Consider the following 23,202-nt stretch of genomic DNA (forward strand, 5'->3'; position numbering starts at 1 on the left):
GGGTATGTCTGCGTTTCGACTGATGGACCCCCTCCCTCGGTCCCTCCCCTCAAGGGGGAGGGAGGCGCAGGGGCCGACCTTGTCGTGTTTGCTCATCATACCGTCAGCACCGAACCGGCATTGTCGTTCCAGGTGACGTAGACCTTTTCGTCCCAGGTGATGGCGTCGGGATTGCCGCGGACGGAATTGGTCTGGCTGACGCGGATGCGTTTGCCGCTGTCCAGGGCCACCTGATAGACCGAGATATCGCCGAGATAGGCGATTTCCTCGACTAGGCCGGTGGTGATGTTGGCATTGAAGGGGTCTTCGGGCCGCTCGCGGCTCAGCCACATCTTTTCGGGGCGGATGGCCCACCACAGCAACTGGTCGGGGGCGCAATCGACGCCGTGGCCGACATAGATGTCGCAACCCAGCTCGGCCGAGCGAATGCGCACATGGTCGGGCTCATCCTCGGTGACGATGCCCTCGACCATATTGGCCGAGCCGATGAAATTGGCGACGAAGCGCGAATTTGGGAATTCGTAGATATCGGTGGGCTCGCCGATCATGGCGATCTCGCCCTGGTTCATCACCCCGATGCGGGTGGCCAGCGTCATCGCCTCTTCCTGGTCGTGGGTGACGACGATGAAGGTGACGCCGAGGCTCTCCTGGATCTTGACCAGCTCGAACTGGGTTTCCTCGCGCAGTTTTTTGTCGAGCGCGCCCAGCGGCTCATCGAGAAGGAGGAGTTTGGGACGCTTGGCGAGGGCGCGGGCGAGCGCCACGCGCTGGCGCTGGCCACCCGAAAGCTGGTGCGGCTTGCGCCGGCCATAGTCCTGCAGCTTGACCAGGGCCAAAAGCTCGGCGACGCGGGCCGATATCTCGTCCTTGGGCAGGCCGTCGCGCTTGAGGCCATAGGCAATGTTCTGCTCGACGGTCATATGCGGGAACAGCGCATAGGACTGGAACATCATATTGACCGGCCGGTTATAGGGCGGCACTTCGGTCATGTCCTGGCCGTCGATCTCGATCGTGCCGGAGGTGGGCTGTTCGAAACCGGCCAGCATGCGCAGCAAGGTCGACTTGCCCGATCCGGAACCGCCGAGCAGGCAGAACAATTCGGAGCGGTAGATGTCGAGCGAAACCTCGTGCACGGCCGAGACGTCACCGAATTTCTTGGTGACGTTCTTGATGCGCACGAAGGGCTTGTTGTTGGCGGTATCACGCCATGGACGCGTATCGATTGCGAGCTGGGGCTTTTTGGCCATTTGGCGGACTACCGGAAAAGAGTGAAGGGGCGGTCGAAACCGCCCCTTGGATCGAACATTACTGGCCCGTTTTGATGCGGGTCCAGGTGCGGGTCAAGGTCTCTTCGAAATCGGGCGAATGCGCCTTCATGACGAAGGCCTTGGCGATGGTCTCGGCGGGCGGATAGATGCCCGGATTGGACTTGACCTCTTCATCCACGAATTCCAGCGCTGGCAGGTTGGGGTTGGCGTAGTAGACATAGTTGGTGATGTCGGCCACGACCTGCGGCTCGAGAATGTAGTTGATGAACTTGTGGGCATTGTCCGGATGCGGCGCATCGGCGGGAATGGCCAGGAAGTCGAACAGCGTCGCGGCACCTTCCTTGGGGATCAGATAGGCGACGTCCACACCCTGATTGGCCTGGGCGGCAGCGTCGGAGGCGATGAACACGTCGCCCGAATAGCCCAGCGACAGGCAGACTTCGCCATTGCCCAGATCGTCGATATACTGGGAGGAGTGGAAGTAGCGGATATAGGGCTTGATCGAGGTCATCAGCGCCTCGGCCTTGGCCAGATCGTCGGCATTTTCCGAATTGGGATCGAGGCCGAGATAGTGCAGGGCGATGCCCATGACTTCAGACGGGCTGTCGAGCACGGTCACGCCGCAGGAGGCGAGCTTTTCCACCACTTCGGGCTTAAACAGCAAGTCCCAGCTGTCGATCGGGGCATCGGCACCCAGGGCCGCCTCGACCTTGGCCACATTATAGCCCAGCCCGATGGTGTTGATCATATAGGGCACGGCATGGGCATTGTCCGGATCCTGCTCGGCGGCGGTGGCCATGACCGCGGGATCGAGATTGGAGAGATTGGTCAGCTTGGACTTGTCGAGCGGCAGGATCAGGCCGGCCTTGATCTGGCGCTCGAGGAAATTGCCCGAGGGCACCACGATGTCATAGCCGGAATTGCCGGCCAGCAGCTTGGCGTCGACGATCTCGTTATTGTCATAGACGTCGTAATTGACCTTGATGCCGGTCGCCGCCTCGAAATTGGCGATGGTGTCCTCGGCAATATAGTCGGACCAGTTGTAGACATTGAGGACGGCTTCTTCCTGCGCCAGGACGGGGCTGGCGACCAGAAGTGCGCCAAGGGCAATGGCGAGCGACTTTTTCATTCTCGTAAGTCTCCTGTCGGGACCGTGGTGGAGGCGTTTGGCGTCCATAAAGGGGACCGCCGGTTCGACGCGCATGGGCGCTTCCGCGGAAAGAGCCGCGGCTCAGCCCCGGGGGCTCATCTTTGAGAACCCGGAAGAACAAAATGGGACAAAACGGCACAGTTGTCGGTGCGGCGCCGGGCGGCGCACGGGGTCTTCGCTGCAATGGGCCCGCAGGCGCGCTCATGTCGAGGCGCGCATGGCGCGCCATCAGCACAATATCTGGTCAGCGAAGTGCCCTTTCCCCTGCTCGAGTAGCAGCGAAATTACTGCCAAAAGCGGGGGTGGACAAGGCGGGTCTGAGCAAGTTTTTGTGGCACTTGACCCTCTGGCAACAGAGGCGCAAAAGCGCTCCCAGCAAGGCGCCCTCCAGCATCGGGACGGCGCGCAGTTTCGGAGTGTTTCCCCATGAGCGGCAAGGCCTATCTTTCGGTCTCCAATGAAGTCAAGGCGGCGCTGGCCGCCAACAAGCCGGTGGTGGCGCTCGAATCCACCATCGTGACCCATGGCATGCCCTATCCGCAGAACCTGGAAATGGCGCGCAATGTCGAGGCGGTGATCCGCAAGGCCGGCGCCGTGCCGGCAACCATCGCCATCATGGATGGACGCCTCTGCGTCGGCGTTTCCGGCGATGAACTCGAACGCCTGGCCCAGACCGGCGGCAAGGCGGCCAAGGCCAGCCGCCGTGACATGGCGGCGCTCCTGGCCAGCGGCGAGATCGCCGGCACCACCGTCGCCACCACCATGCAGATCGCCGCGCTTGCCGGCATCAAGGTGTTCGCCACCGGCGGTATCGGCGGCGTGCATCGCGGCGCCGAGGAAACCTTCGACATCTCCGCCGATCTCGAGGAGCTGGGCAAGACCCCGGTCACCGTGGTCTGCGCCGGCGCCAAGTCGATCCTCGACATTGCCAAGACGCTCGAAGTGCTCGAGACCAATGGCGTGCCGGTGCTGGGCTACCAGACCGAAGATTTCCCCGCCTTCTGGGCCCGCAAGAGCGGCCAGAAGGTCGACCATCGGGTGGAGAGTGCCGACGACATCGCCCGCATCATCGCCATCCAGGCCGATCTGGGCATGGGCGGCATTCTGGTCGCCAATCCGATCCCGGAAAGCGCCGAACTCGATCCGGCAGGGATCGAGGCGCGCATCGTCGAGGCCATTGCCGATGCGGGCAAGCAGGGCATCAGCCGCAAGGATACGACGCCGTATCTGCTCAAGCGCATCTTCGAATTGACCGAGGGCAAGTCGCTGGCCGCCAATATCGCGCTGGTGGAAAACAATGCGCAGGTGGCGGCCGAGATCGCCGTGGCGCTTGCCGCGCGCCAGGCCAAGCGCGGCGCATGAGCGGCCGGATCGTCGTCGTCGGCGATGTGATGACCGATATCATCGTCGTGCCGGAGGGTCCCATCGTGGTGGGGTCCGACCGGCGCTCGTCCATCCGCAGCCGGCCGGGGGGCTCGGGCGCCAACCAGGCGGTATGGCTGGCCTCGGCGGGCGCCGATGTCAGCTTCGCCGCCCGCGTCGGGTCTGCCGATCGTGCCGGCTACGAGACCCATTTCCGCGAGCGCGGCGTGGCCTCGGTGCTGGCCGGCGACAAGGATATGCAGTCGGGCATGCTGGTGACCATCATCGATGCGGATGGGGAGCGCAGCTTCCTCACCGATCGTGGCGCCAATCTCAATCTGGGGATCGACGACCTGCCCGATAGCCTGCTCGAGGGCGCGGCCATGGTGCTGGTCTCGGGCTACAGCTTTTTCGCGCCCGGTCCGCGCAAGGCGGTGCGCAATCTGCTGGAGCGGGCGCGGGCGCGCGGGCTGGCGGTGGCCATCGATCCGGCCTCGGTGGGGTTCCTGCACGAGGTGGGGCCGACCCAGTTTCTCGACTGGGTGGGCCCGGCGGACTGGATCTTCGCCAATGAGAGCGAGGCCGAAACCCTGACCGGCGCCGCCGATTTCGAGGGCCATGTGCAGGCGCTGGGCCAGCAATTTGGCCATGTGGTGATCAAGCGCGGCCGCTTCGGTGCGGTGGTCGGCGACAGGACCGGTGTGGTGTTGAGCCGGGCCGCGCCGCTGGTGCGCATGGTGGACAGCACCGGGGCGGGCGACGCCTTTGCAGCCGGTTTCCTCGCCGCCCTGCTCAAGGGCGAGAGCGTCGAAACCTGCCTCGATCAGGGCATCGCCAATGGTGCGCGGGCGGTGCAGTTCGTGGGGGGCCAGCCGCAATAGGCCGTCCTTTTCCGCTCGTGTCGCCCTGTCGCGGTTTTTCCATAATTTGCTGGCAGGTCTCTGCCGTGGGGCATTGGAGGACATGAAAACATGAAGACAATTCTACTGGCGGGCCTGGCGGCCCTGACCCTGGGCTGCACCGCGGCCCATGCCGATGGCAAGATATTCGTGCAACTGCCCGATCTCTCATCCTATAGCGGCGTCGAGGCCGAGCAATTCCTCACCCGCGTGGTCATGGCCAATGTGGTGTCGTCAAATTGCGCTGGATACGAGATCACCGAGGAAGACTGGTCGCTTTTGACCGACTCGGCCGATCTTCTGGCCTATGGTCAGCTCAAGCTAAGCGTCGACGCCTATGACGACGGCTATTACAAGCCGGCCTTCGACGCCGTCGACCAGCCGGGGACCTGCGACGAATTCGGCCCCGATGTCGAAAAGGTGTTGACCGAACTGGTCGGTCATGGCGGGGCTCGCGAGCCGCTGCCCGACCAGGCCAAGGCCTATGAAGAGTGGCGCGCGCTGATGGACCGGATCGAAGCCGAGGCCAAAGACGCCTCCGCCACCAAGGTCAAGACCAAGTCATAGAGCGGCACAAAGCCGAGCCATGCGTGAACACGACACCCTCGGGCTTGCCCGGGGGTGTTTTGTCATGGGCCCGGTGCCCCGAAACGGTCAGTGCTCCTCATGCGCGTCGGCGACGCCGAGCAGCCAATAGCCGGCGGCCTTAACATAGTCGGAGACGAAACCGCGGCTCTCGGTGAGATGGGCACGTACCGCCTTGCTCATGCGGCTTTCGCCCGCGATATAGGCATAGGCCGTGCCTGGCGGAAAAGCCGAAGCGGTGACGGCGTCGAGCAGGAGACTGGTGGTCCCCGCCGGTGCGCCTTTGCGATGCAGATAGGTGAGGTCGAGATCGGCCTTGGTGGCAAAGCCCTGCTCCTCGGCGGGATTGTCCACCTCAATAATGGCGACGACCTTAGCGCCCTCGGGCAGTTCCTCGATGCGCCGGCCGATGGCGGGGAGGGCGGTTTCGTCGCCGACCAGCAGATGCCAGTCGAAGGTCATGGGCACGACCACCGAGCCGCGCGGACCGCCGATGACAAGCGTCTTGCCTGGCGCGGCGGCGGCAGCCCAGCCCGAGGCGGGGCCATCGCCATGCAGCACGAAATCGAGTTCGATCCAGCCCTCGGCGACGCTCCAGTAGCGGGGCGTATAATCCCGCATCTGCGGACGGGTGCCGGGCGGAAATTCGGCGCCATTCGGCCCGATCGGCGGCAGGAGCGGGGTGACGCCCTCGGGGAAGAAGAAGGCCTTGATGTGATCGGCAAAGCCGGGAGAGGCAAAGCCCGCCATGTCGCCCGAAAGGCGAATACGCCGCATCAGCGGGGTGATGTCGGTGACCTTCTCGACGGTCAGAAGCCGCATGCGGGTGCCGTGGCGGACGCGACGGGGCGCGCGGGGATCGGTAAGCTCGCTCATGCGGTGCTCTTTTAAATTATGAGTTCTATACTCAGCAAATAAGCCATGCATCTGCCGATGGCAAGCCGGGGTTGACGTTAACGGCAAGCGGCCTATGTCTGGCATCCAAGCAAAAGAAGGAGCCGGCCATGAAGCGCGCGGTGTATTTCGAATTCGGCACGCCCGAACGGGTCCTGCAATCCCAGCAAGCGGAGGTTCCGCAGCCCGGGCCCGGCCAGGTGCTGGTAAAAATGGTGCTCTCGCCCATTCACAACCATGACCTGATGACCATTGCCGGCCAGTATGGCTTCAAACCCAGCCTGCCGGCCGTGCCTGGCACCGAGGCGGTGGGCGTGGTCGAGGCGGTCGGCGAAGGCGTCACCCATCTCAGGATTGGACAGCGCGTGGCCGGCGGGGCCGAAGCCAGTTGGGCCGAATTTTATCTGGCCAGCGCGGCGCGACTGGTGCCGGTGCCCGATAGTGTCGACGATGAGACCGCCTGCCAGCTGGTTTCCATGCCGCTCTCGGCCAAGATGCTGCTGGAGACGCTGGAGCTCTCGCCGGGTGACTGGATCGTGCAGAATGCCGCCAATGGCGCGGTGGGCAAGATGGTGGCCCATTATGGTGCCGAAAAGGGCATCAAGGTGCTGGGCCTGGTGCGCCGCCAAGCCGCCGTGGACGAACTCAAGGCGCTGGGGATCGGCAATGTCGTAGCGACGGACGAGGACGGCTGGCAGGACCGCGCCCGCGCCCTGACCGGCGGCGCTCCAATTATCCGCGCCATCGAATCGCTGGGTGGTGACGGTGCCGGCCAGGTGCTGAGTCTGGCTGCCGACGGGGCGCAATTGGTGAGCTTCGGCGCCATGACCGGGCGGCCGCTCAAGATCGCCGCCGGCGAGCTGTTGTTCCGCGGCATTACGGTCAGGGGCTTCTGGGGCGCCAAGCCGCCGCTCAAGCCCGAACGCATCGGCCAGTTGCTGGGCGAGCTGGTCGCCGACGCCGCCAGTGGCAAGCTGAAGCTGCCGATCGAGGCCGCCTATGGCATCGACCAGGTGGCCGAAGCCGCCCGCGCCAGCGGCGAACCCGGCCGAAAGGGCAAAATCGCCATTCGCGGTTCGTTTTGAAGGCTGCCTTCGAGCCTGATGCGCAGTCCCACCCGGCTGACCCTTTGCGGGTAGGGTTGGCGCGGGGCTGAGAGCCCGGTGCCAATGAGCGCGTTGCACATCATGCTTGATGCGGCTTCAACCTCCCCTCCCATTGCGGGGAGGGGAGGCTCAAGTGCCCAGTTATCAAAACGCCCAGGGTGAACATTCGCCCTTGGGGAGGGCTGGGGTGGGGATGAAAGGCCAGAAGCCTGAGGGCGGTTAGTGCGCTGCCATGGCGGCCAGTACGCGGACCCAGCTGCGGATGCCGCGGTGGAAGCTTTCGAGGTCGTATTTCTCGTTGGGCGAGTGGATCTGGTCGTCCACCTGGGCGAAGCCGATCAGCAGGGTGTCGAGGCCGAGGATCGACTTGAATTCGCCGACCACGGGGATTGATCCGCCCGAGCCGGTGATCACGGCCTGCTTGCCCCATTCGTCCGACAGACCCGACAGCGCCTGGCGCAGGAATTCACCATCGGCCGGCACGGTAATGGCGGGTGAGGCGCCATGTGGGGTGAACTTGGCGGTGACGTCGGCCGGCAGCATGGCTTCGACATGGGCGCGGAAGGCGGCGCGGATCTTGTGCGGGTCCATGCCCGAGACCAGGCGGAAGGAAATCTTGGCGCTGGCGCGGGCGGGAATGACGGTCTTGAAGCCGTCGCCGGTATAGCCGCCAATCATGCCGTTGATCTCGCAGGTCGGGCGGGCCCAGAGCATTTCTAGGACGCTGCGGCTTTGCTCGCCGGCGGGCACCGACAGATCGACATTGCCCAGAAATGCCTTTTCGTCGAAGCCCAGGCCCGCCCATTGCGCCTTGAGCTCCGGGGAGATTTCGGCGACGTCGTCATAAAAGCCGGGCAGGGTCACCGATCCATCTGGGGCGCGCAGGCTGGCAATGATCTCGGCCAGCAGCTGGTTGGGATTGCGCGCCGCATTGCCGAACATGCCCGAATGCAGGTCCTTGTCGGCGGCGATGATCTCGACCTCATCGGCGACGAGCCCACGCAGCATGGTGGTGATCGAGGGGGTCTGACGATCCCACATATCGGTGTCGCAGACCAAAGCAATATCGGCTTTCAGCTCTTCGGCATTGGCCTTCATGAAGGGCGGCAGGTTCTTGCCGCCGCTTTCTTCCTCGCCTTCGAGCATGAGCGACACCCTTACCGGCAGCGAACCTGTCGCCTGTTTCCAGGCGCGGCAGGCCTCGATGAAGGTCAGCATCTGCCCCTTGTCGTCCGAAGCGCCGCGCGCCACGATGATCTTGCGGCCGTCCTTCTCGACGATCTGCGGCTCGAACGGGTTGGTGTGCCAGAGATTGAGCGGGTCGACCGGCTGCACGTCGTAATGGGCATAGAACAGCACATGCGGACCCGCCTGCTCGGGACCATGGGCGACGACCACCGGATGGCCGGGAGTCGGGCGCGCGGCGGCCTCGAAACCCAGCCCATTGAGCTCATTGGCGATCCAGTCGGCGGCCTGCTGGCATTCGGCGGCATAGGCCGGGTCGGTGGAAATGGACTTGATGCGCAATAGCGTGAACAGCCGCGCCAGGCTATCGTCCAGCCCGGCATCGACCTGGGCGAGAACGGCATCGAGAGCGGCGGGGGTGGTCATGGTCAAGTCCTTGGCTGGTCGGTAAGAAGGCCGCAGATTGGCCCAAGGCATGACCGCCTGTCCACCCCGCGCGCATTGGCCTTATTGTCATACTAATCCGGCTGTGCTTAGGTCCGCCCGCATTGCCGGAGGCGCTCGCATGGACAGATCGACAGGACGAACGCGCCACTCGGGCGACCTCATGGCCGCGCTTTCGGGCCGCAATGCTGCGCGCAACCTGCATTCGGACGTGCTCTGGGATCTCGGCTTCGCCATCGTTTCGGGCACTTATGCGGAAGGCTCGATCCTGCCGCCCGATACCGAATTGCTCGACCGGTTCGGAGTGTCGCGCACCGTGCTGCGCGAGGCGCTGAAGACGCTTGCCGCCAAGGGCATGATCGAGGCACGGGCGCGCATCGGCACCCGGGTGCTGCCGCGCCAGCGCTGGAACCTGTTCGATGCCGACGTGCTGGCCTGGCATTTCGAGCTCGGTCCGGAGATCGGCTTCCTGCGCAGCCTGGCCGAAGTGCGTATCGGCATCGAAATCGAGGGGGCGGCGCTGGCCGCCGAACGCTGCAGCCCCGAACAGGCGGCGAGCCTGATCGAATGGGTCGACCGCATGGCCGAGGCGGAAACCCCTGCCGATTTCGCCCGCTACGATCTCGAGTTCCACCGCACCGTGGCCGAGGCTTCGGGCAATCCCTTCATGGCCTCGATCAGCGCTCTGGTCGAGATGGCGCTCACGGCGTCCTTCACCATTTCCTCGCCGGTCAGTGATCCGGCGGCGCTGGACTATACGGTCAATACCCATCGCCGCATCGCCGAAGCCATTCGCGACCGCAATGCGGCTGCGGCCCGCGAGGCCATGCGCGATGCCATTGCGCAGGGCTTTGCCCGGGCGTCGGGGCGCATGGAGGCGACGCGCCTGCCCGACGTCTGAGCCGGGCGGATAACGCTCAGGCCAAGCGCTCGAAAAAGCGCAGGAGATAGCCGTCGGGGTCCTGGACGCAGAGCTGGCGCTGGATCACCTCGCCGAGCCCGGTCTTGTAGAAGCGGGTTTCCATCGGCTGGAACAGGGCGACATTGGCCTCCTCGAGCCGCCGCCTGATGGTCTCGATGCGCCTGACCTCGATCTGGATATTGATGCCGCGCCCGAACGGGGCGGATAGTGGCCCGGTGATCCAGTCGCGGCCCGTGCCCAATTGATCGAGCATCAAATCGGCCGTGCCCATGAAGATATAGGCAAAGCCTTCCTCGGGGCGCTCATAGCGGACGGTGAATCCCAGCACGTCGCGATAGAAGCGCAGGCTGGCCTCGATATCGGTAACGGTAAGCTCGGGGACCAGCGCCGGCATCAGACCCCGGCCAGTGCCTCGCGGTCCTTCTTGCTCAGCCGCTCGCTTTCACTCTTGAGCTGCCCGCAGGCGGCAAAGATGTCGCGACCGCGCGGCGTGCGCACGGGGCTGGCATAGCCGGCCTTGTTGACGATATCGGCGAAGCGCTCGATGCGCGAGCTGGGCGAGGTGCCATAGTTCGAACCCGGCCAGGGATTGAACGGGATGAGGTTGATCTTGGCGGGAATGCCGGCCAGCAGGCGCACCAGTTCGCGCGCTTCCGCGTCGCTGTCATTGATGCCGTCGAGCATCACATATTCGAAGGTGATGCGGCGGGCGTTCGACAGGCCGGGATAGTTCTTGCAGGCTTCCAGCAGCTCCTTGAGCGGCCATTTCTTGTTGATCGGCACGAGGACGTCGCGCAGGTCGTCGCGCACGGCATGCAGCGAAATGGCCAGCATCACGTCGATCTCGCGGCCGGTCGGCTCGATATAGGGCACGACGCCGGAGGTCGAGAGCGTGATGCGGCGCTTGGAAATGGACATGCCGTCGCCCGCTGATGCGATGAGCAGGGCCTGTTTGACATTGTCGTAATTGTAGAGCGGCTCGCCCATGCCCATCATCACGATATTGGTGATGGCGCGGGTTTCCCCGCCGGGCACAAGGCCGCCGTCATCGGGACGCGAACCGCCGGGGAAATCGCCCAGGCGCTCGCGCGCCATCAGGATCTGCCCCAGGATTTCGCCAGCGGTGAGATTGCGCACCAGCTTCTGGGTGCCGGTATGGCAGAACGAGCAGGTCAGCGTGCAGCCCACCTGCGAAGAGACGCAAAGCGTGCCGCGATCGCTTTCGGGAATATAGACGGTCTCGACCTCGACCGGCGGGAAGTTCGGGTTCTGCGGGTCGCGGAAGCGGAACAGCCATTTGCGGGTGCCGTCCATCGACACCTGCTCGGAGACGATTTCCGGGCGATCGAGATTGAAGGTGTCGGCCAGCTTCTGCCGCACCGGCTTGGCCACATTGGTCATGCGATCGAAATCGGTGACGCCGTTGACATAGAGCCAGTTCCACAACTGGCTGGCGCGCATACGGCCTTCCCGTTCGCTGACCACGTCGTGGTTGACCAGCGTCTCGGCGAGGCCCGCCTTGCTGAGGCCGATCAGCGACGGCCGGCTCGCCGAAGCGGGGCGGACGGCACTGGAATGATCAAGGTTCAGCGCAATGCTCATGGGGCGCACGGGGTCTCGAAAATGCGGGAAGTGGGCGGCCAATAGCATATCGTCGCAAGGAGCGCAAAGTCACGTACGCGGGAAGCGGCCGTGCGATAGGCGCCTAGCAACATCTCCTAACCGTCACCACCCGGCTTGACCGGGTGGTCCAGGCTGTGGCGCGCTGGATTGCCCGGTCAAGCCGGGCAATGACGACGATGTAGAAGAGCGTTTGGTCTCAGCACTCGGCGCTGATGGCCTGCTGGGCGGCGGTGGCGCCGGAGAGCGAATAGGACTGTACCACCTGGGTGCCGGTGGCGGAGGTACCGGTGATGGTGAGGGTGGAGCCGGCGCGGATGGCGGCGGCCAGATTGGCGGCCTGGGCATTGTCGTCGAGCCAGGCGGCATCACCCTGGGTAAAGAGGGCGAAGTTCTGCCCGCCAATGCTGACCGTGGCCATGGAGCCGGTCTGGAAGGTATAGCCGGCCACCACGTTGAATTCGCCGCTCACGTCCTCGCCGGGGCGATTGGTGATGTACAGATAGGCCTCGCCATAGCCATCGGGGGTCGGCTGGGTGGTCTTGGGCTTGGTCATGGCAAAGCACATGGTGCCCGAGCCATCGTCGGCCGCATAGCTCGACCAGTCGCGGAAATCGCCGAGCACCCGCGCCGATTGTGCCATGGCGGGCACGGTGACGGCCAGCACGAGGGCGGAGGCGAGGAGAGGCTTGGCAAAGCGGATCATGGGCAAATGGGCTCGTTGCGGCGGGTGGACGGCGGGCCGGCAGCGGCCCGGCGTCCAGTTATGGTCTTTGCGGCCTTGGGGGCAAGCCCCTTACTTGCAGGCGGCGTCGATGGCGTTCACCGCGGCAGTGGCGCCCGAAAGCGAATAGGTGTCCACCGTATTGGTGCCGCGCTGGCTGGTGCCGCGCACCACCATGCTGGAGCCGCCCTTGAAGGCGGCGACGAAACCGGCCTCGTCGCCGGTCGATGCCAGCCAGGCTGCGGAGCCCTCGGTCACCATCGGATAGGACTTGCCATCGATGGCGGCGCTGGCCTGGGCATTGCTGGCGTTGAACGGATAGCCGATCAGGGTCTGCACCTCGTTCTTGCTGCCCAATCCCTTGCGGTGAATGATCATGAAGTGGATCGGGTCGCGGTTGGCCCCTGCCGGCTCAGATTTCTGCGGCTGGCCCGAAATGTAGCAGATCACGCCACTGGCGTCGGTCGCCTGCCAGGCGGTCCAGGCGTTGAAAGTGCCGAGTTCGGTCGCCTGCTGTGCCTGTGCGGCCGGCGCAGCAGCCATGACACTCGCCACCACGAGACCAATTACCAGGCCACGGGTTTTCATCGTCATCGCCAATTCATCCTTCTGTCTTGCTGCCGTTCGCGTGGTTGTCCCCGCCCAATGTGCCGCGAACATGGTTACCAAGGTCTCAAGGCTCACCCCCGAAAGTGAGCATTCGTGTCAAATGCGAGCCAATCGCGGCGGCATTGCGGCATGAAGGGCCCGGGCCCCAGCGGATTGCCATGACGAGGTTAAGCAGAGCCTAACAATGATGTGAGGCATGGCTTGCGGGCGGGGCTCACGCGGCCAGGGGATAGCTCTGTTCGACCACATAGGGGCCTCCGCCGACCGAATCCCGGCTCGAATAGAGCACGAAGCGGGCCGGCACGAAGCTCAGTGGCTCGAACCGGGCGGCCTCGGAAATAAAGCGCGCCACATCCTCGGCGCTCGAGCCGCGCAACCGGGCGAGGGTCACATGGGGCACGAATTTGCGGCCCTCGGGGGCAAGGCCCGCCTTTTGCAGCATGCGCTCATGCGCCGCCTGCAACCGGCTCAGCGCTTCGGAAGGCTCGATGCCGGCAAACAGCGCCCGCGGCTTGTCGCCGCCAAAACTGCCCAGATGGGTGAGGCGCACGGCAAAGCGCAGCGAATTGGACAGCCGGTCGAGGCTATCAGCCACCTCGTCGGCCACGCCGCCATCGACATCGCCGATGAAGCGCAGGGTGATGTGATAGTTTTCCGGGTCGATCCAGCGGGCGCCGGTGAGCCCGCCGCGCTTCAGCGACAGGGCGAAGGCCACATCGTGTGGAATTTCAAGGCCGGTAAAGAGCCGGGGCATGGCTTTCTCCCTGGCAAGACAAAAGGCAAGGGCGGCACGAATCTGTGCCAAAGCCTAACACAATCAATTTATCCGGACAGCCTATGTGTCGCATCCGCCCCTTTATCCTTGTCAATCAAGGGTTCTGTCCCCATATTCCGTGCCAAGTGGCAAAAGCCAATTGCCCCCGGCGGTGAGAAGACCGCAAGTTTATGAATTGGGAAAGGAGCCTGAGAATGGCTGAATATGACCGTCAGACCCTCAATGCGCGGGCCGGCTCGGCCGCGGCCATTGATGAGGGCCTGCGCAGCTACATGCTGCGTGTCTACAATTATATGGGCCTGGGCCTGGTGGTAACCGGCGTCGTTGCCTACCTGACCAGCCAGTGGGCCATGTCGAGCCAGGCCAATGCCGAGCTGCTCTATGCCAGCCCGCTCGCCTGGGTGCTGATGCTCTCCCCGCTGGCCTTCGTGCTGGTGCTGAGCTTTGGCATCAACAAGCTCTCCGTGCCCGCCGCACAGGCCGTGTTCTGGGCCTTCGCCGCCGTCATGGGCGTGTCGCTGAGCTCGATCTTCCTCGTTTATACCGGCGCGTCCATCGCCAAGGTGTTCTTCATCACCGCCGCCACTTTCGGCGCGATGAGCCTTTATGGCTACACCACAAAACGTGACCTGACCGGCATGGGCAACTTCCTGATGATGGGCCTGATCGGCATCATCATTGCCTCGATCGTCAACATCTTCATGCAGTCCACGATGATGGAATTCGCCATCTCGGTGATCGGCGTGCTGATCTTTACCGGCCTGACCGCCTATGACACGCAGAAGATCAAGGAGAGCTATTCCGAGCATTACGGTGCTGACGTCATGGCCAAGAACGCCATCATGGGTGCCCTCTCGCTCTACCTCGACTTCATCAACCTGTTCATGATGCTGCTGCGCCTGTTCGGCAATCGCGAGTAATCAGCAGCTTCCTTGATCGCAGGATCAAGGAATTTGGTTGGACGACAAATCGGACCGCAGCCTACAAAGGCTGCGGTTCTTTTGTTTTGCGCGATGCCATGTCCGACGTCATTCTCCGCCCCTTTGCCTGGGCCGATATTCCCGCCATCACCGCCATCTATCGACACTATGTCGAGAACACCGCCATTACCTTCGATACCGAAGCGCCGGGAGAGGAGGCGATCGCGGAGAAATATGCCGGGCTCAAGCGGCTGGGGCATCCGCTTATTATCGCCGAACGTGCGGGCAAGGCGGTGGGCTATGCATATGCCAGCTTCTATCGCCCCCGCGCCGCCTACCGCTTCACCTGCGAAGATTCGATCTATCTGGACCCGGCCGAGACCGGCAGGGGCCTGGGTCGCCTGCTGCTCACCGAATTGCTGACGCAATCGAAGGCCTTCGGTTTCAAGCAGATGCTGGCCGTCATCACCGCCGATACCGCCAATTCCATCGCCATCCACGAAAAGTTCGGCTTCGAACGGGTCGGCTATTATTCTGCCGTCGGCTACAAGTTCGACCGCTGGCACGACATCGTGCATCTGCAGAAAACGCTGTAGCCGCCCGGTCTGTGCGGGGCGGTTGGGGCAGAGACGATCCCCTGTTATCGCGATGTCGTTGAAGCGGGCCTAGAACAGTTCGGCGTCGCCATGGGCCTGATGGGCGGCGATGCCGGAAAGGGCGGGGACGCGCAATTCATCCAGCGTCAGGCTGGCCCAGATCTCGTCATAGACACTGTCGGGGGCGGTCGGGGGCAGTAGCGCGAACTGGCGCACGGCCAGGGCCATGTTGTTGCAGCGCTGCTCGATGCGATCCTGGCCCTGCATGGCGGTGACGATCATCTGCACCGCTTCGCGGATGGTCGGGTCGGTGGTCATCTGCTTGTCGGCGAGCAGGGCGAGCGCGTCGGTAATCCCTTCCAGCATGGAAGCGGTCTGCCTGGCGGTCTCGTCCAGTTCACGCGCGAGTTTCTGCAGTGACATCGATTGGTCTTCCTTGCCCCGTTCCGGCCACCCTATAGCGCGATTTCTAAACCGGTCCTTGCCGATCGGGCGGCGCTGGTCTTGCTCGTAGGTTGTGGTTAGCAATTGGCTAACGAGTTTGACGCTACGATCCCCCACAATCGGCCCGCAAAGGTAAGCGTCTCGAAATGGCCTTCAACAGTTCCTTGCCGCCAGAATTCGATCGCGGCGTGGTGACCACTGTCCACCAGGGGGACTGCCATGTCTCCAGCGCCCCGGATGTGACATTCTCCACGGTCCTGGGCTCCTGCATTTCCGCCTGCGTGCGTGACCGGGTGGCCCAGATCGGGGGCATGAACCACTTTCTGCTCGCCGAGCAGTCCGGCTCGGCCAAGGATCGTTACGGTGCCTCGGCCCGCTATGGCGCCTTCGCCATGGAACAGCTGATCAACAAGGTGCTGAGCCAGGGCACGGGCAAGAAGGCCAATCTCGAGATCAAGATCTTCGGCGGCGGCAAGATCAATTCGGCGCTCGATGATGTCGGGGCCAAGAATATCGAATTTGTGCGCCAGTTCCTTGCCGATGAAGGCTATGTCGCTGCCAGCCAGGATTTGGGCGGCACCTATGCGCGGCGCGTCTTGTTCAAGCCGCATTCCGGCCGGGCCTTCGTCAAGCGGCTCGACAGCGATGTCGGCGCCAATGTGGCCAAGGAAGAACTGGCGATCGCCAAGCGGCGCGTGGTGGTGCCGGCACCGCTGGACGATATCGAATTGTTCTAGGCGGCCTTGCCGCCCTGGTCGGCGTCCGGCGGTTGCTGGCGGGCGCCGATGCGCCATGGTGCTGACTAGGCAGCTGTTTTTGTTACCCAAGTCTTAGGGACGGCTGGCGTAATATAGTCTTGGTTAACCATTGCGCGACTATTCTTGCACCATGGCTGCGCGCACCTCCATCACCACTGATTCTCGCCCGCTGGCGCCGGGGCTGCGGCTGATGCTGGCTGCCGCGGTGATCTGGCTGGTGGCTGCGGCGACGGCGGCCGGCATGGCCTGGGGCATGGGCGTGGATGCGCGCTGGTTCGCCACGGTGGGTGCACTCATTGCCATGGCCTTTTCTGCCTGTCTGGGGCTTGGCGCGCTGTTCGAGCGGCGCAATGGCCGCCATCTGGCGGCGCTGGCGCAGGCCGCCGGGTTGGGCGACACCGATCATGGCCCCCACACTATCGACGCCATTGTCGCGCGGCTGGGCAAGCGGCTCGACAAGGCCAACCATTTCCGAATTGCCCTCGGCGCGCTCGATACCCCGGCTCTGGTGGTGGGCGATGACGGGGTGATCCTGGCACTGAGCGCGGGCGTCACAAGGCTGATGCCGACGGCGCGCGAAGGCGAGACGCTCGATCGCCTGTTCGGCGAGGGCTATCTGCATGCCGGCGGCGGCGCGCCGGAAGAGGCCATGGTGCTGCTGGGCGGGCATCGCCTCGTGGCGACGCGCCGGCCTTTGGCCTCCGGCCGTTATGCGCTGGAGCTGAGGCCATCGGGCTATTTCATCGACGATCTGGATTTCGAGGCGCTGGTGGGCGTGCTGGGCAGCCAGCCGACCGGGTTCCGCTTCGGCGCCGAGGCCGTGGCGGCCAATCCGGCGCTGTCCGCTCTCAACAAGGGGCTGGAGCGGCTCGATGCCGGTGTGCTGCAGCTCGATGCGGTATTGTCGGGCCAGGCCAGGGTGCTGACCGATGCCGAGCTGCCACTGGCCGAACAGGCCGAAAAGGCGCTGGGCCGCATCGCCGCCTCCGGCACGCGGCAGAATGACGATGCAGTGGTGCGGGCGGCGCTCGAAAGCAAGCTGGCCAGCGTGCGCGACCTTCTCACCCAGTTCGAAGAGCGGGCGGCTGCGCTCGAGGCCACGGCGGAATCGGGCCGGGTGGCGCTGGCTGACGGCGTCGCCAGGATGAGCGGCCTCGAGACCCGGCTTGAGCGGGCGCTGCGCCAGGGGGGCGAAGCCGAAGCCAAGGTTCGCGAGGCCGACCAGTCAGCGCGACGCACCGAAACGCTGGTCAGCGGTGTCGAAAAGGTCACCGCCGATATCGACAAGATGACCGCCACCATCGAGGAAGTCTCGTTCCGCACCAATCTTCTGGCGCTCAATGCCGCCGTGGAAGCGGCGCGCGCCGGTGAAAAGGGCGCCGGCTTTGCCGTGGTTGCCGATGAAGTGCGCCAGCTGGCCCAGCTGACCACCCGTTCCGCAAAGGAAATCCGCGCCCTGGTCAATCATGGCCGCGCCCAGACGCGCACCGGGCTCGAGGAAGCCCGTGCCCTGCAAAAAATCATCGGCGCGGCGGAAGAGAATTTACGCAATCTAAGGAATGAAACGCCAAGTATTGGCCAAGAGCCGACAGAAAGTCGTGCGCGCTTGCAGGTGGTTTCGTCCGAGAGGACTGGAGCCGGCGTTACCAGTCGCCCAGTAAAGGCGGTCCGGCGCGTCAGTGCCTAGCGCGGATGGCCCCTGTCCGCGAGAAAATAGGGGCGTAAGGCATGGAACAGGGAGAATACTCCCTCAGCGAGCGGGAATTCGCGCGGATCAAGGCGCGGGTCTATGCCGTCGCCGGCATTTCGCTCAGTGATGCCAAGCGCACCCTGGTGGTCTCGCGACTGTCCAAGATCGTGCGGGCCCTGCGCCTGCCGGGTTTCGACGCCTATGTCGATTATCTCGAACGCGGTGGCACGGCGCAGGACAGCCAGGATTTCGTCAATGCGCTGACCACCAATCTCACGCGCTTCTATCGCGAAGACCACCATTTCGAGCATTTGCGCAGCTATGTCGGCACGCTGGTGGCGTCCAAGCCGCGCGGCACGCGCCTGCGCATCTGGTCGGCGGGCTGCTCGACCGGCCAGGAGCCCTATACGATCGGCATGGACCTGCTGGCGGCCCATCCCGAGCTCAAGCGCTGGGATTTCAAGATCCTGGCCACCGATATCGACACCAATGTCATCGCCAAGGCGGCAGGCGGTGTCTATCCGGATACCGAGCTAGCCGGTCTCACCCCCGAGCGTCTGCGCCTGTTCGAGCGGCAAAGCGATGGCAGTGCCCGCATTCCCGCTGCGGTACGGGAGCTGGTGGCGTTCAAGCCGCTCAACCTCATCGGCCAGTGGCCGATGAAGGGGCCGTTCGACGCCATCTTCTGCCGCAACGTCGCCATCTATTTCGACAAGCCGACCCAGGGCGAGGTGTTCGGGCGTTTCGCCAAGATGCTGGCCCCCGAAGGCTTTCTCTATATCGGCCATTCGGAAAACCTGGGCAGTGGCGGGGACGGGTTCCGGCTGGTCGGCAAGACCATCTATCAGTCGCGTGACAAACTGAACAAACGAGCAGCAGCATGAGCATCAAGGTCCTGGTCGTCGACGATTCGGCGCTTATTCGCGAGGTGCTCACCCGCATGCTGTCGCGCGACGGCGATATCGATGTGGTGGGGACCGCCACCGATCCCATCGATGCGCGCGAAAAGATCAAGCAGCTCAACCCCGATGTGGTGACGCTCGATATCGAAATGCCCAATATGAACGGGCTGGCCTTTCTCGAAAAACTCATGCGCCTGCGCCCCACCCCGGTGGTGATGGTGTCGACCCTTACCAAGAAGGGGGCCAGCGAAACCCTGCTGGCGCTGGAACTTGGGGCCGTGGATTTCGTCGCCAAGCCGAGCGCCGAATTTGCCGGTGGGATCGATGCTTTCGGCGCCGGACTGCGGGACAAGATCCGCGCCGCCGCCAAGTCGGATGTGCGCGGCCAGGCCAGCCGGGTTGACGCCCCCAAAGTGGCAATCCGCACCGCCGCTGCCCCTGATGGTGCCCTCATCGCCATCGGCGCCTCGACCGGCGGGGTGGAAGCCATCCGCACCGTGCTGACCAATATGCCTGCAGATTGCCCGCCCATTGTCATTGCCCAGCACATGCCGGCGGGCTTCACCGGACGTTTTGCGGCGCGGCTCGACGAGCTCTGTGCCCTCAAGGTGGCCGAAGCCGAGGACCGCATGCCGCTTCTGCCCGGCCACGCCTATGTGGCGCCCGGCGATTTCCACCTGCGCGTCGAGCGCTCCTCGGGCCAGCTCAAGTGCCGGCTGGGTCAGGATGGGCTCGAAAGCGGACATCGCCCCAGCGTCGATGTGTTGTTCACCTCGGTGGCCAAGACCGTGGGGGCCATGGCCGTGGGGGCCATCCTCACGGGCATGGGCCGCGATGGGGCTCGTGGCCTCAAGCTGATGCGCGAGGCAGGGGCCTATACTGTGGGACAGAGCCAGGCCTCGGCCCTGGTCTATGGCATGCCGCGCGTCGCCTTCGAAGAGGGTGCGGTGGTCGAACAGGCGCCGATCGACCAGATCGCCGGACGGCTCGCCAATGCCCTGAACAAGGTGCGACCGGCGGCCTGAGAAGAATGTGAACGAGGCGATTGAGAGATTTGTAACTCTTGCCGCCTAAGTTCTCAGCAAGTAGGAGGCTTTGGTCTCCGGCGTGTAGAAGGTATAGAGTTCATGCCAAAAGCAAGCGCGGTCAGCGTCCTGATCGTTGACGACCAGCAGTCGATGCGCGGTATTGCCAAGTACATTCTCACCCAGCTGGGTTTTAAGGACATTATCGAGGCCAAGTCCGGCCGCGATGCTTTGGGCAAGCTCGAAAAGTCCAATGTCGACCTGATCATTTCCGACTGGAACATGGACGATATCGACGGGCTGACCCTGCTCAAGGTGATCCGCAAGCATCCGCGCACGCAGACCATGCCCTTCATCATGGCCACAGGCCGCTCCGATAAGGAACAGGTCAAGGAAGCCATTTCCTGCGGCGTCAACAATTACATCATCAAGCCGTTCGACGCGATGACGATGAAGAAGCGCATCGAGGCGGTTATCGGCGCGCTGACCTAAGCGCGGCGCAAGCCACCGACAAAGCCCAATTCAACGCTTCCGCCCCGGCGGGAGCGTTTTGTTTTTGGCCCCGTTCGGTCATTCGTGATCGCGGTGCCGGGCATCGTCAACGAGTGATTAATCCCCCATCTGTATCGTTTGCACAAATCGCGCGCCGCCTTGTCGGCGCCCGGCACAGTCCGAGTAGGAGCGGACCGGGCCGGCAGGATGGTCGGGGGACAATTGATAATGAACTTCATGCCGCGCTTCAGCATCGCGCAAAAACTGCCACTCGCCCTGTTGGGCTCGGCTCTTCTGGTCAGTGCCGGCGTCGGCATGGCCAGTTACATGGTCGGCTCGAGCACGGTGGAGAACCTGTCGCAGCGCCAGTTGCAGACCGTTTCGAGCCAATTATCGGCCAAGATCACCTCCTATTTCGAGGATGTGTCCAAGGACCTGCAGATCACCTCGACCTCCGAATCCACCCAGGTGGCGATGCGCGATCTGGGCATCAACTGGACGCTGTTTTCCAGCGCCAAGCCGCCGGTCGATCCGATGGTGGCGGTGCAGACCGCCTATATCGCCAACAATCCCGATAAGGAAAACCGCGAGCTGCTCGATATCAATCCCGATATCAAGCGCACCAATTACGACTTCATCCACCAGCGCATCCATCCGCCCTTCCGTCGGCAGGCGCAGGTGCGCGGTTATGCCGATCTGATGATGCTCGATGCGGCCGGCAATCTCATCTATTCGGTCAAGAAACGCGACGATCTGGCCACCAATTTCGGTCCCGAAGGGGCTGGCGCCGCCACCGGGCTGGGCCGGGTCTTTGCTGCAGCCATGGCGCTGCCCGAACCGGGCCAGGTCGCCTTCGAGGACTTTTCGGCCTATCCCGCCGCCGGGCAGAGCCCGCAGAGCTTCATGGCGTCGCCAATCTATGATGCGCGCAATCGGTTGATCGGGGTGCTGGCGGTCGCCCTGTCCACCGCGCCGATCAATGCCATTACCAGCCAGCGCGAAGGGCTGGGTGAAACCGGCGAGGCCTTCCTCGTCGGCGCCGACCAGACCATGCGTTCGGACTCGCCCTTTTCCGAGATCGACGACGCGCTGGTGACGCCCTTTGCCAATCCGGTGGTGGATCAGGCCCTGGCGGGCGAACCGGCTGCCGGGACCTCCAGCGATTATCGCGGCCTCGACATGATTCTCACTGCCCAGCCCGCCGGATTTGCCGGTACGAAATGGGCCGTGGTTTCGGCCATCGGTGCCAATGAGGCGGCGGCGCCGGTCACGGCCATGCGTAACATGATCTTCGCCATTGGCGGGGCGCTGCTGGCCATTGCCCTCGTCGCCGGTTACTTCTTCGCCCGCTCGGTCAGCCGCCCGATCAGCCGCCTCACCCATACCATGGCCAGTATGGCCGATGGCGACCTGTCGGTGCGGGTCGATGGCGGCCAGCGCCATGACGAAATCGGCGCCATGGCCCGGGCGGTCGAGGTGTTCCGCGAGAACGGGCTCAAGGTCAATGAAATGACCGAGGCCGAAGCGGCGCGCATCGTGCGCAGCCAGGCCGAACGCGCCGCCATGATGCAGGAATTGCAGCGCGCCTTCGGCCGCGTGGTCGATGCCGCCATCGCAGGCGACTTCACCCAGCGCGTCACCGCCGAATTCCCCGATGACGAGCTCAACGCCCTGGCCCGCTCGGTCAATGCGCTGGTGGCCAATGTCGATCGCGGGCTGGACGAAACCGGCGCCGTGCTGGCCGCGCTGGCCCATACCGATCTCACCCAGCGCATGACCGGCGATTATGAGGGGGCCTTTGCCCGCCTCAAGACCGATACCAATGCGGTGGCCGACAAGCTCACCGATATTGTCGGCCAGCTCAAGCAGACCTCCCGCACGCTCAAGACCGCCACCGGCGAAATTCTCTCGGGCGCCAATGACCTGTCCGAGCGCACCACCAAGCAGGCCGCGACCATCGAGGAAACCTCGGCCAGCATGGAGCAGCTCGCCTCCACCGTGCTCGGCAATGCCGAGCGGGCCCGCGAGGCCAGCAGCGTTGCCAGCGGCGTCACCCGCACCGCCGAGGAAGGGGGCGCCGTGATGCACAAGGCCACCGAGGCCATGGAGCGCATTTCCACCTCCTCGGGCAAGATTTCCAACATTATCGGGCTGATCGACGATATCGCCTTCCAGACCAATCTCCTGGCGCTGAACGCCTCGGTGGAGGCGGCGCGCGCCGGCGAAGCCGGCAAGGGCTTTGCCGTAGTCGCGGTGGAAGTGCGGCGCCTGGCGCAGAGCGCGGCGGGGGCTTCGTCGGAGGTCAAGGCGCTGATCGAGCAGAGCGCCAACGAGGTCAGGGGCGGCAGCCGCTTCGTCTCGGAGGCCGCTGCCAAGCTCGAGGCCATGCTGTCGGCGGCCCGCGCCTCCAGCGAGTTGATGAACGGCATTGCCCAGCAGAGCCGCGAGCAGGCCGCCTCGATCGACGAGGTCAACACCGCCGTCCGCACCATGGACGAGATGACCCAGCACAACGCCGCGCTGGTCGAGCAAATGAACGCCTCGATCGAGCAGACCGAGGCCCAGGCCACCCAGCTCGACCGCATCGTCGACAACTTTACCACCGAGTCGAGGCCGGGCCAGGCCCAGGATCGTGCGCCACAACAGCCCGTCGCCGCCCGCTTTGCCGATGGCGCCAGGGGCTTGCAACAAAAGCTCAAAACCGTCGCCAAATCCTATCTGAGCAATGGCAATGCCGCCGTCGACAAGGATTGGGGCGAGTTCTAGATCGTTTCACGTTCTGGCTGACGCGGCTCTATCGCCCCCTCCCCCCTTGAGGGGGAGGGCCGGGGT

23 protein-coding genes are annotated in these 23,202 nt (G+C 64.1%); 13 read left to right on the top strand and 10 right to left on the bottom strand.

The genetic code is table 11. The features are described 5' to 3' along the window. Nucleotides 1-95 precede the first annotated feature (95 nt). Nucleotides 96-1,247 (bottom strand): ABC transporter ATP-binding protein, encoded by a 1,152-nt coding sequence (locus DEVEQU_RS04095; protein WP_126149304.1) that lies wholly within the window; start codon nucleotides 1,245-1,247, stop codon nucleotides 96-98. A gap of 58 nt (nucleotides 1,248-1,305) precedes the next feature. Then, nucleotides 1,306-2,397: a polyamine ABC transporter substrate-binding protein gene (locus DEVEQU_RS04100; RefSeq protein WP_126149305.1), complete on the bottom strand. Its 1,092-nt coding sequence runs from the start codon at nucleotides 2,395-2,397 to the stop codon at nucleotides 1,306-1,308. A 447-nt stretch (nucleotides 2,398-2,844) separates the two neighbouring features. Here DEVEQU_RS04100 and DEVEQU_RS04105 point away from each other — a divergent pair, with 447 nt between their 5' ends. The 3 genes from DEVEQU_RS04105 to DEVEQU_RS04115 all read left to right on the top strand — a co-directional run bounded on the left by DEVEQU_RS04105 (nucleotide 2,845) and on the right by DEVEQU_RS04115 (nucleotide 5,246). After that, nucleotides 2,845-3,780 carry a pseudouridine-5'-phosphate glycosidase gene (locus tag DEVEQU_RS04105; protein WP_126149306.1) on the top strand — a complete coding sequence of 312 codons (936 nt, stop codon included), beginning with the start codon at nucleotides 2,845-2,847 and terminating at the stop codon, nucleotides 3,778-3,780. Further along, nucleotides 3,777-4,661: a carbohydrate kinase family protein gene (locus tag DEVEQU_RS04110; RefSeq protein WP_126149307.1), complete on the top strand. Its 885-nt coding sequence runs from the start codon at nucleotides 3,777-3,779 to the stop codon at nucleotides 4,659-4,661. Before DEVEQU_RS04105 ends, DEVEQU_RS04110 begins: the two co-directional genes overlap by 4 nt. A gap of 90 nt (nucleotides 4,662-4,751) precedes the next feature. Further along, the gene (locus DEVEQU_RS04115; protein ID WP_206437783.1) at nucleotides 4,752-5,246 is read left to right on the top strand and encodes a hypothetical protein; all 495 of its coding nucleotides are present in this window, start codon (nucleotides 4,752-4,754) and stop codon (nucleotides 5,244-5,246) included. A gap of 87 nt (nucleotides 5,247-5,333) precedes the next feature. Here the strand turns inward: DEVEQU_RS04115 and DEVEQU_RS04120 are convergent, their stop codons facing one another. After that, complete coding sequence (locus DEVEQU_RS04120) at nucleotides 5,334-6,140, bottom strand: siderophore-interacting protein (protein WP_126149308.1); 807 nt, start codon at nucleotides 6,138-6,140, stop codon at nucleotides 5,334-5,336. Nucleotides 6,141-6,268: 128 nt separating this feature from the next. On the opposite strand from DEVEQU_RS04120, the gene DEVEQU_RS04125 reads away from it, so the two are divergent. Continuing rightward, nucleotides 6,269-7,243: a zinc-binding dehydrogenase gene (locus DEVEQU_RS04125; protein ID WP_126149309.1), complete on the top strand. Its 975-nt coding sequence runs from the start codon at nucleotides 6,269-6,271 to the stop codon at nucleotides 7,241-7,243. Between the two features lie 240 nt (nucleotides 7,244-7,483). Here DEVEQU_RS04125 and DEVEQU_RS04130 read toward each other — a convergent pair whose 3' ends face one another. Beyond that, on the bottom strand, nucleotides 7,484-8,881 hold the full coding sequence (locus DEVEQU_RS04130) for a M20/M25/M40 family metallo-hydrolase (protein WP_386849563.1): 1,398 nt from the start codon (nucleotides 8,879-8,881) through the stop codon (nucleotides 7,484-7,486). Between the two features lie 133 nt (nucleotides 8,882-9,014). On the opposite strand from DEVEQU_RS04130, the gene DEVEQU_RS04135 reads away from it, so the two are divergent. Next, a complete protein-coding gene (locus tag DEVEQU_RS04135) occupies nucleotides 9,015-9,794 on the top strand; it encodes a FadR/GntR family transcriptional regulator (protein WP_126149311.1) in 780 nt (259 codons plus the stop codon). A gap of 16 nt (nucleotides 9,795-9,810) precedes the next feature. Here the strand turns inward: DEVEQU_RS04135 and DEVEQU_RS04140 are convergent, their stop codons facing one another. The 5 genes from DEVEQU_RS04140 to thpR all read right to left on the bottom strand — a co-directional run bounded on the left by DEVEQU_RS04140 (nucleotide 9,811) and on the right by thpR (nucleotide 13,522). After that, entirely contained in the window at nucleotides 9,811-10,212 is a 402-nt protein-coding gene (locus tag DEVEQU_RS04140; RefSeq protein WP_164550239.1) for a bleomycin resistance protein, read from the bottom strand. Then, nucleotides 10,209-11,417, bottom strand: coding sequence for a 23S rRNA (adenine(2503)-C(2))-methyltransferase RlmN (gene rlmN / locus DEVEQU_RS04145; protein WP_126149313.1), 1,209 nt, complete (start codon nucleotides 11,415-11,417; stop codon nucleotides 10,209-10,211). The genes DEVEQU_RS04140 and rlmN overlap by 4 nt, the downstream gene beginning before the upstream one ends. Before the next feature lie 217 nt (nucleotides 11,418-11,634). Next, entirely contained in the window at nucleotides 11,635-12,141 is a 507-nt protein-coding gene (locus DEVEQU_RS04150) for an invasion associated locus B family protein (protein WP_126149314.1), read from the bottom strand. Nucleotides 12,142-12,231: 90 nt separating this feature from the next. Then, nucleotides 12,232-12,753 (bottom strand): invasion associated locus B family protein, encoded by a 522-nt coding sequence (locus tag DEVEQU_RS04155; protein WP_126149315.1) that lies wholly within the window; start codon nucleotides 12,751-12,753, stop codon nucleotides 12,232-12,234. Nucleotides 12,754-12,982: 229 nt separating this feature from the next. Continuing rightward, on the bottom strand, nucleotides 12,983-13,522 hold the full coding sequence (gene thpR / locus DEVEQU_RS04160; protein ID WP_126149316.1) for an RNA 2',3'-cyclic phosphodiesterase: 540 nt from the start codon (nucleotides 13,520-13,522) through the stop codon (nucleotides 12,983-12,985). Between the two features lie 215 nt (nucleotides 13,523-13,737). On the opposite strand from thpR, the gene DEVEQU_RS04165 reads away from it, so the two are divergent. Then, nucleotides 13,738-14,463, top strand: a complete 726-nt coding sequence (locus DEVEQU_RS04165; RefSeq protein ID WP_126149317.1) for a Bax inhibitor-1/YccA family protein — start codon at nucleotides 13,738-13,740, stop codon at nucleotides 14,461-14,463. Between the two features lie 98 nt (nucleotides 14,464-14,561). After that, entirely contained in the window at nucleotides 14,562-15,059 is a 498-nt protein-coding gene (locus DEVEQU_RS04170; RefSeq protein WP_126149318.1) for a GNAT family N-acetyltransferase, read from the top strand. Between the two features lie 69 nt (nucleotides 15,060-15,128). Here the strand turns inward: DEVEQU_RS04170 and DEVEQU_RS04175 are convergent, their stop codons facing one another. Next, nucleotides 15,129-15,482, bottom strand: coding sequence for a hypothetical protein (locus DEVEQU_RS04175; RefSeq protein ID WP_126149319.1), 354 nt, complete (start codon nucleotides 15,480-15,482; stop codon nucleotides 15,129-15,131). A gap of 167 nt (nucleotides 15,483-15,649) precedes the next feature. Here DEVEQU_RS04175 and DEVEQU_RS04180 point away from each other — a divergent pair, with 167 nt between their 5' ends. From DEVEQU_RS04180 to DEVEQU_RS20085, 6 genes are all read left to right on the top strand, one after another. Continuing rightward, entirely contained in the window at nucleotides 15,650-16,240 is a 591-nt protein-coding gene (locus DEVEQU_RS04180) for a chemotaxis protein CheD (RefSeq protein ID WP_126149320.1), read from the top strand. A gap of 130 nt (nucleotides 16,241-16,370) precedes the next feature. Beyond that, complete coding sequence (locus tag DEVEQU_RS20165; RefSeq protein ID WP_126149321.1) at nucleotides 16,371-17,948, top strand: methyl-accepting chemotaxis protein; 1,578 nt, start codon at nucleotides 16,371-16,373, stop codon at nucleotides 17,946-17,948. A gap of 41 nt (nucleotides 17,949-17,989) precedes the next feature. Continuing rightward, complete coding sequence (locus tag DEVEQU_RS04190) at nucleotides 17,990-18,835, top strand: CheR family methyltransferase (RefSeq protein WP_126149322.1); 846 nt, start codon at nucleotides 17,990-17,992, stop codon at nucleotides 18,833-18,835. Further along, nucleotides 18,832-19,878: a protein-glutamate methylesterase/protein-glutamine glutaminase gene (locus DEVEQU_RS04195; protein ID WP_126149323.1), complete on the top strand. Its 1,047-nt coding sequence runs from the start codon at nucleotides 18,832-18,834 to the stop codon at nucleotides 19,876-19,878. Before DEVEQU_RS04190 ends, DEVEQU_RS04195 begins: the two co-directional genes overlap by 4 nt. 102 nt (nucleotides 19,879-19,980) lie before the next feature. Continuing rightward, nucleotides 19,981-20,370: a response regulator gene (locus DEVEQU_RS04200; RefSeq protein ID WP_126149324.1), complete on the top strand. Its 390-nt coding sequence runs from the start codon at nucleotides 19,981-19,983 to the stop codon at nucleotides 20,368-20,370. A 228-nt stretch (nucleotides 20,371-20,598) separates the two neighbouring features. After that, entirely contained in the window at nucleotides 20,599-23,136 is a 2,538-nt protein-coding gene (locus tag DEVEQU_RS20085; protein ID WP_223214097.1) for a methyl-accepting chemotaxis protein, read from the top strand. Nucleotides 23,137-23,202: the final 66 nt, after the last annotated feature.

The sequence above is a fragment of the Devosia equisanguinis genome (genome assembly GCF_900631955.1).
Taxonomy (GTDB): Bacteria; Pseudomonadota; Alphaproteobacteria; order Rhizobiales; family Devosiaceae; genus Devosia; species Devosia equisanguinis.